Below are 5,928 nucleotides of genomic sequence, written 5' to 3'. Positions count from 1 at the left end.
TCTATCCGTTCGCCCCGAGCGCAGTCGAGGGGCCCAGTCGAGCGAAGGCGAGACGAGCCGCGGGACAGGCCTCGGCTTTGCTCGGCAGGGTGTCTCGACTTCGCTCGACACGAACGGAACAGTCTCTGAACCGCTGGCGCTCTACGTGCACTGGCCGTTCTGCGTCTCCAAATGCCCCTATTGCGACTTCAACAGCCACGTCCGCGAGAGCGTCGACCAGGAGCAGTGGCGGGCAGCGCTTCTGAGGGACCTCGCCTGCGAGGCGGAGGCAGCGCCGGGGCAGAAGCTCGGCTCGATCTTCTTCGGTGGAGGAACGCCTTCGCTGATGCCGCCCGAGACCGCCGCTGCGATCATCGAAGCGGCCGAGCGGCACTGGGGCTTCGCGCCCGGCATCGAGATCACGCTCGAGGCGAACCCCTCCTCCGTTGAAGCGGCGCGCTTCGCCGATCTCGCCGCGGCCGGAGTGAACCGCGTCTCGCTCGGCCTTCAATCGCTCGACGACGAGGCGCTCCGCTTCCTCGGCCGGGCCCATGGCGTGGCCGAAGGCCTGGCCGCGCTCCACACCGCCCAGGACGTTTTCGGGCGCGTAAGCTTTGACCTGATCTATGCCCTCCCCGGCCAGAGCGAGGCTGCATGGCAGGCCGAGCTCGCCCGCGCCCTCTCCTTCGGCACCGGCCATCTCTCGCTCTACCAGCTGACGATCGAGCCGGGCACCCGCTTCGCCGCTTTGGCGGCCAAGGGTGAACTCGCCCAGACCGACCCCGACCACGCCGCCGCGCTTTACGAGCTCACCCAAAGGATGACCGAAGCCGCCGGCATCCCCGCCTACGAAATCTCCAACCACGCGCGGTCCGGCGAGGAGAGCCGCCACAATCTCGCTTACTGGCGCTATCAGCCATATCTCGGGATCGGCCCCGGCGCCCACGGCCGGCGCGGCGGAAGCGTCACCCAGCGCCACAGAAAGCCCGAGAACTGGCTCTCCGCACTCGACCGCACAGGCAGCGGCATCGTCGAAGAAGCCGAGCTTGGCGCGGCTGAAAAGGGCATCGAGGCGCTCCTGATGGGCCTCAGGCTCCGCGAAGGGATCGACCTTTCCCGCATCGCCGCCCTAGCCGAGCGCCCGATCCGCGAGCTGATCGATGAGGCGGCGATCCACCGCCTCGCCCGCCAGGGCCTGCTCGAAGGGGACGAAAGCCGCCTCCGCGTCACCCCGGCCGGAATGCTGCTCCTCGACGCGATCCTCGCCGAGATCGTGCTCGGCTAGCGCTCGAACGTCCTCGGCGCGGGCGAGACGGTCGTGAACGTGCCGGCATTCACCTGCACGACTTCGAGCTGACGGTCGGCGACGCCGTCGCGGGCGAAGCGGAAGGCGCCGTCGACGCCGGTGAAGCCCTCCGGGTTCAGAAGCTCGCCCTCGGGGAAGCGGCGGCCGATCCGCCACTCGTTGCCGATCCGCACCGCCAGCAGGACGGCATCGTAGCCGAGGCTCGCAAGCCGGTACGGCGTCTTCCCGAAGCGCGTGCGGTAGCGGGTCTTCAACTGCTCGAACATGTTCTCGGGCGCCGCCGCGAACCATGCGCCGCGCATCGGCGCAGAGGCGGTGAGCGCCGTCTCGGAGCGCCAGAGCTCGGTTCCAAGGATTCGAGCGCTCCTCGAACGCCCGGTCCGGATCGTCGCCGCGGCCGAGATGGCGATCTTGCCGTTATCGGCGACCAGCACCGCCTGGTACGGAGCAGCCGAATTCAGCCGAAGCGCGGCCGACCGGAGCGAAGCGGGAGTCCGGCCGTAGCTCTCCGTTGCGACCACGCGTCCCCCGGCGCGATTGACGATGCTCGTATAGGCATCGCCCGCGCGCCGCCCGTAGACGCCTTCGGGGATTAGAGCCGCGAACCGCTCCAGCCCCTGCGAGCGGGCATGCCGCACCACCCGCTCGATCGACTGCTCAGGGTTGAACCCCATGATGTAGACCCCGTCGCCCGCCGCGCTCACGTCGTTGGAAAAGGAGACGACCGGCACGTCCGCCCGGCGGGCGACCGCCCCCACCGCCTGCGCTTCTTCGGCGAGCAGCGGCCCCAGGATCAGCGCATTGCCTTCGCGGATCGCGCGCTCCGCCGCCGCTGCGGCGCCCGTTCCGGTGTCATAGACGGTGATCCTGATCCGTTGGCTCTGCGAGTCGCTGAGCGCCATGTTGGCCGCGTTCGCGATCGATGTTCCGACGCCGGCATTCGGCCCCGTCAGCGGCACCAGCACCGCGACGCGGTTCCGGGTCTCGCCGGGCGGCAGGTTCGGCCCCGCCGGCTCCTCAGGCTCGGCGCGAGGCTGCGGCGGCGGCGGCGCCTCGCTCCGCCCGCCGCTCGGAACGATCGCGCAGGCCGAAAGCGCGAGGCTCAGCGCGGCTCCCGCCGCAAGGCCGAGGAAGGAGCGCCGCGCTTGCGGCCGGTGCGATTGCTCTGCCATGACCTCATCCATGAGCGATCCCCTGCCCCCCGGCCTCTATATCGTCGCGACGCCGATCGGCAATCTTTCCGATCTGAGCCCGCACGCCGCCCGGGTGCTTTCTGGCGCGGATCTGATCGCGGTCGAGGACAGCAGGGTCACCGCCAAGCTCCTCGCCCACATCGGCGTCAGGAAGCCGATGACGCCTTATCACGACCATAATGCCGATCGCGTCCGGCCGGATCTCATCTCGCAGATGGCGGATAAGGCAGTGGCCCTGGTTTCGGATGCCGGCACCCCGCTCATCTCGGATCCGGGATATAAACTGGTGCGCGATGCGCGCGCCGCGGGGATCGACATCCACACCGTCGCCGGCCCTTGCGCAGCAATCGCTGCGCTGACGCTCGCCGGCCTGCCTACCGACCGCTTCCTGTTCCTCGGCTTCCTGCCGCCCAAGGCGGGCGCCCGTGCCACCGCTATCGCCGAGGTCGCTTCGGTGAGGGCGAGCCTGATCCTCTACGAAAGCGGCCCCCGCCTCGCCGCCGCGCTTGCTGCGTTGCGCGACGGGCTCGGCAGCCGCGACGCTGCCGTCGTGCGCGAGATCAGCAAGAAGTTTGAAGAGACCGTCACCGGCTCGCTCGATGCGCTTGCCGCCCGCTATGCAGATGCGGCGCCTCCGAAGGGCGAGATCGTGCTCGTCATTGGACCGCCGGGCGAAGCGGCGCCGGCCGCCGAAGCCGATGTCGATGCCGCCCTCGAGGAAGCCATGACGCGCCTCTCCCCCTCCCGCGCCGCCGCCGAAGTCGCCGAAACGCTCGGACTGCCCAGGCGAGAGGTCTATGAGCGCGCGCTGGCGCTGAAGTGAAACGGCAGCGGGCCGAACGCGGCGGCAGGCGCGCCGAAGCGACTGCCGCACTCTGGCTTCAGCTCAAGGGCTGGGACGTCATCGCCCGCCGCGTCCGCACGCCTGTCGGTGAGGTGGACCTCGTCGCCAGGCGCGGCCGCATCGTCGCCTTCATCGAGGTGAAGGCCCGCGCCACGGCCCGCGAGGCCGGGTTCGCGCTCGACGAATACCGCCTCCGCCGCGTCGCCGCGGCCGCCGAGGCGCTTGCACCGCGCTTCGCCCTTCCGGGGGACGACATCAGGATCGACGCGATCTTCATCGTCCCCTGGCGTCTTCCCCGCCACATGACCAACGTCTGGCACGGGTGACAGCGCGCGACGCCTGGCCTAAGCGCCGCTTCCGGAGGAGCCGATGACACTGAGGATTGCCGTCCAGATGGATCCGATGGAGACCATCAACATCGCGGGCGATTCCACCTTCGCCATCATGCTCGGCGCGCAGAAGCGCGGGCACAGGCTGTTCCATTACGACGCCGAGGCGCTGAGCTACGTCGACGGACGCCTCTGGACCATGGCGCATCCCGTGACGGTCCAGGCGGTCCCGGGAAACCACTTCCGCTTCGAAGAGCCGGTCCTGCTCGATCTCGGCCGAGACGTGGACGTGGTGCTGATGCGGCAGGATCCGCCGTTCGACCTCGGCTACATCACGGCGACGCACCTGCTGGAGCGCATCCAGCACGAGACATTGGTGGTGAACGACCCGGCCTCCGTCCGGAACGCGCCGGAAAAGGTCTGGGTGCTGGATTTCGCCCGCTTCATGCCGCCGACGCTCATCACGCGCTCGATCGACGCCGCCCGCCACTTCATCGAGGAGCATGGCGAGGTTGTCGTGAAGCCGCTCCACGGCAATGCGGGCAAGGCGGTGTTCAAGGTCGGACGCGACGGCGCCAATCTCGCCTCGCTCATCGAGCTGTTCAACGCCAGCTATCGCGAGCCCCACGTCGTCCAGGCCTTCCTCCCGGAGATCGCGCAGGGGGACAAGCGCATCGTCCTCGTCGACGGCGAAGTTGCGGGCGCGATCAACCGGCTCCCGGGGGAGGGGGAAATCCGCTCGAACCTTGCGGCAGGCGGTTCGGCGCTGAAGACCGAGCTCACCGAGACCGAACAGGAAATCTGCGTGGCGCTCGGCCCCGAGCTCAAGGCGCGCGGACTGCTCTTCGTCGGCATCGACGTGATCGGCGGCAGGTGGCTCACCGAGATCAACGTCACCTCCCCCACCGGCATCGTCGCGATCGACCGATTCAACGGCACCGACACGCCCGGCCGCATCTGGGACGCGATCGAGGCCAAGCTCCGCTGAGCCATGACGGACTGGGTCATCCGACTGGTCGAGCATTCGGGCTATTTCGGCATCGCCATGCTGATGTTCCTGGAGACGATCTTTCCGCCGGTCCCGTCCGAGGTGATCATGCCGCTCGCCGGAGTCTCGGCGGCGGAGGGACGGATGACGCTCGCCGGGGTGATCGCCAGCGGCAGCCTCGGAGCGATGGCCGGCAACATCTTCTGGTATCTCGTCGCATGGCGGCTGGGCCTTCGCCGCTTCCGGCCCTTCATCGAGAAACGCGGCCGCTGGCTGACGCTCGACTGGTACGATGTCGAGAAGGTGGAGCGGCTTTTCGGCCGCTTCGGGCCAGTGATCGTCGCCATCGGCCGGATGATGCCGACGATCCGCTCGGTGATCTCGATCCCCGCCGGGCTCGTACACATGCGACTGCCGAAATTCCTGTTCTGGTCGACCGTCGGCACGGTCGGATGGAGCGCGCTCCTCGCCGTTGCGGGATTCATGCTGAAGCAGCAGTTCAGCGAGGTCGAGCAGGTGCTCGGACCCGTCTCAACGCTGATCATCGCGGGCATCGTGATCGCCTACGTCTGGCGTCAGCTCACCTGGCACAGGCGCCATCGGCAGCCCTGATTCGGGGGGGTTAGCGAACTCCCGAGCCGAACGTATAGGTGAGCGCCAGCCCGCCCGAATATTGATTGCGCGAGCCGAGCGTCCTCACGATGGGGGAGCGAGCGGGGTCGCCGACCAGCCGGTCGTAACGGGCATAGCTGTTGATGCCCCAGCGCGGGGTAAGCTGGCGAATGAAGCCCGCGGTGATGCCCACCGCCTGGACGCCGCCGTCGGGCCGGAAGCTCGGAAGGCCGGAAGGTGCGGCATCAGCCGGAGCAACTCCGAAGTAAGCGCGGTGGTAGCGGTCGTTGCCGATCGTCAGCCGCGGCCCGATCGAGAACAGCCACTTGTCCCCGTCCCTCGCGACATAATCGGCGCTGAGGTTCGCGATGACACCGCGATGGCCGCCGAGCCCTTTCCGCACCTCCGCCCGCAGCCGGAACGGCTCCGACAGCTGATATTGAACGAAGCCGCCCACCTCGACCGTGAACCCCACCTTCGGCAAAGCGGCGCCGACATCTTCCGCATCCCTTTTTCCTTCGATGCCCAGGGCGGGGCCGAACGCAAACCCGCCGCCTTTCACAATCGCAAAGCCGAAGCTCTCGTCCGGCGCCTCGAACTCGAAGGGCGTGTCCCCTTTCGCCCGCGACACGTCGACGAAGGGACGCAGGCTGACCTTGTCGGAGCCCGGGAAGCTC

General features: G+C 68.6%; 7 protein-coding genes. 5 read left to right on the top strand and 2 right to left on the bottom strand.

Annotated features, from left to right (window positions below; translation table 11 throughout):
• Nucleotides 1-133 precede the first annotated feature (133 nt).
• The gene (gene hemW, locus VF662_RS07355) at nt 134-1,264 is read left to right on the top strand and encodes a radical SAM family heme chaperone HemW (protein ID WP_464139410.1); all 1,131 of its coding nucleotides are present in this window, start codon (nt 134-136) and stop codon (nt 1,262-1,264) included.
• On the opposite strand, the gene VF662_RS07350 is transcribed toward hemW, so the two are convergent.
• Nucleotides 1,261-2,457, bottom strand: a complete 1,197-nt coding sequence (locus VF662_RS07350) for a penicillin-binding protein activator (protein ID WP_464139408.1) — start codon at nt 2,455-2,457, stop codon at nt 1,261-1,263. The two genes, hemW and VF662_RS07350, sit on opposite strands and share 4 nt — an antisense overlap.
• A 10-nt stretch (nt 2,458-2,467) precedes the next feature.
• Between VF662_RS07350 and rsmI the strand changes: the two genes are divergently transcribed.
• The 4 genes from rsmI to VF662_RS07330 are packed head-to-tail and all read left to right on the top strand — an operon-like array spanning nt 2,468 to nt 5,251.
• A complete protein-coding gene (gene rsmI / locus VF662_RS07345; RefSeq protein WP_464139406.1) occupies nt 2,468-3,301 on the top strand; it encodes a 16S rRNA (cytidine(1402)-2'-O)-methyltransferase in 834 nt (277 codons plus the stop codon).
• On the top strand, nt 3,298-3,648 hold the full coding sequence (locus tag VF662_RS07340; protein WP_464139404.1) for a YraN family protein: 351 nt from the start codon (nt 3,298-3,300) through the stop codon (nt 3,646-3,648). The genes rsmI and VF662_RS07340 overlap by 4 nt, the downstream gene beginning before the upstream one ends.
• A gap of 43 nt (nt 3,649-3,691) precedes the next feature.
• Nucleotides 3,692-4,639, top strand: coding sequence for a glutathione synthase (gene gshB, locus VF662_RS07335; protein WP_464139402.1), 948 nt, complete (start codon nt 3,692-3,694; stop codon nt 4,637-4,639).
• A 3-nt stretch (nt 4,640-4,642) separates the two neighbouring features.
• Nucleotides 4,643-5,251, top strand: a complete 609-nt coding sequence (locus VF662_RS07330; RefSeq protein WP_464139400.1) for a DedA family protein — start codon at nt 4,643-4,645, stop codon at nt 5,249-5,251.
• Nucleotides 5,252-5,261: 10 nt separating this feature from the next.
• On the opposite strand, the gene VF662_RS07325 is transcribed toward VF662_RS07330, so the two are convergent.
• The coding region (locus VF662_RS07325; protein WP_464139398.1) for a MipA/OmpV family protein at nt 5,262-5,928 on the bottom strand (667 nt) is incomplete at its 5' end.

The organism is Allosphingosinicella sp. (assembly GCF_036387215.1).
Classification (GTDB): domain Bacteria; phylum Pseudomonadota; class Alphaproteobacteria; order Sphingomonadales; family Sphingomonadaceae; genus Allosphingosinicella.
This window is presented reverse-complemented; position numbering and strand designations above follow the sequence as displayed.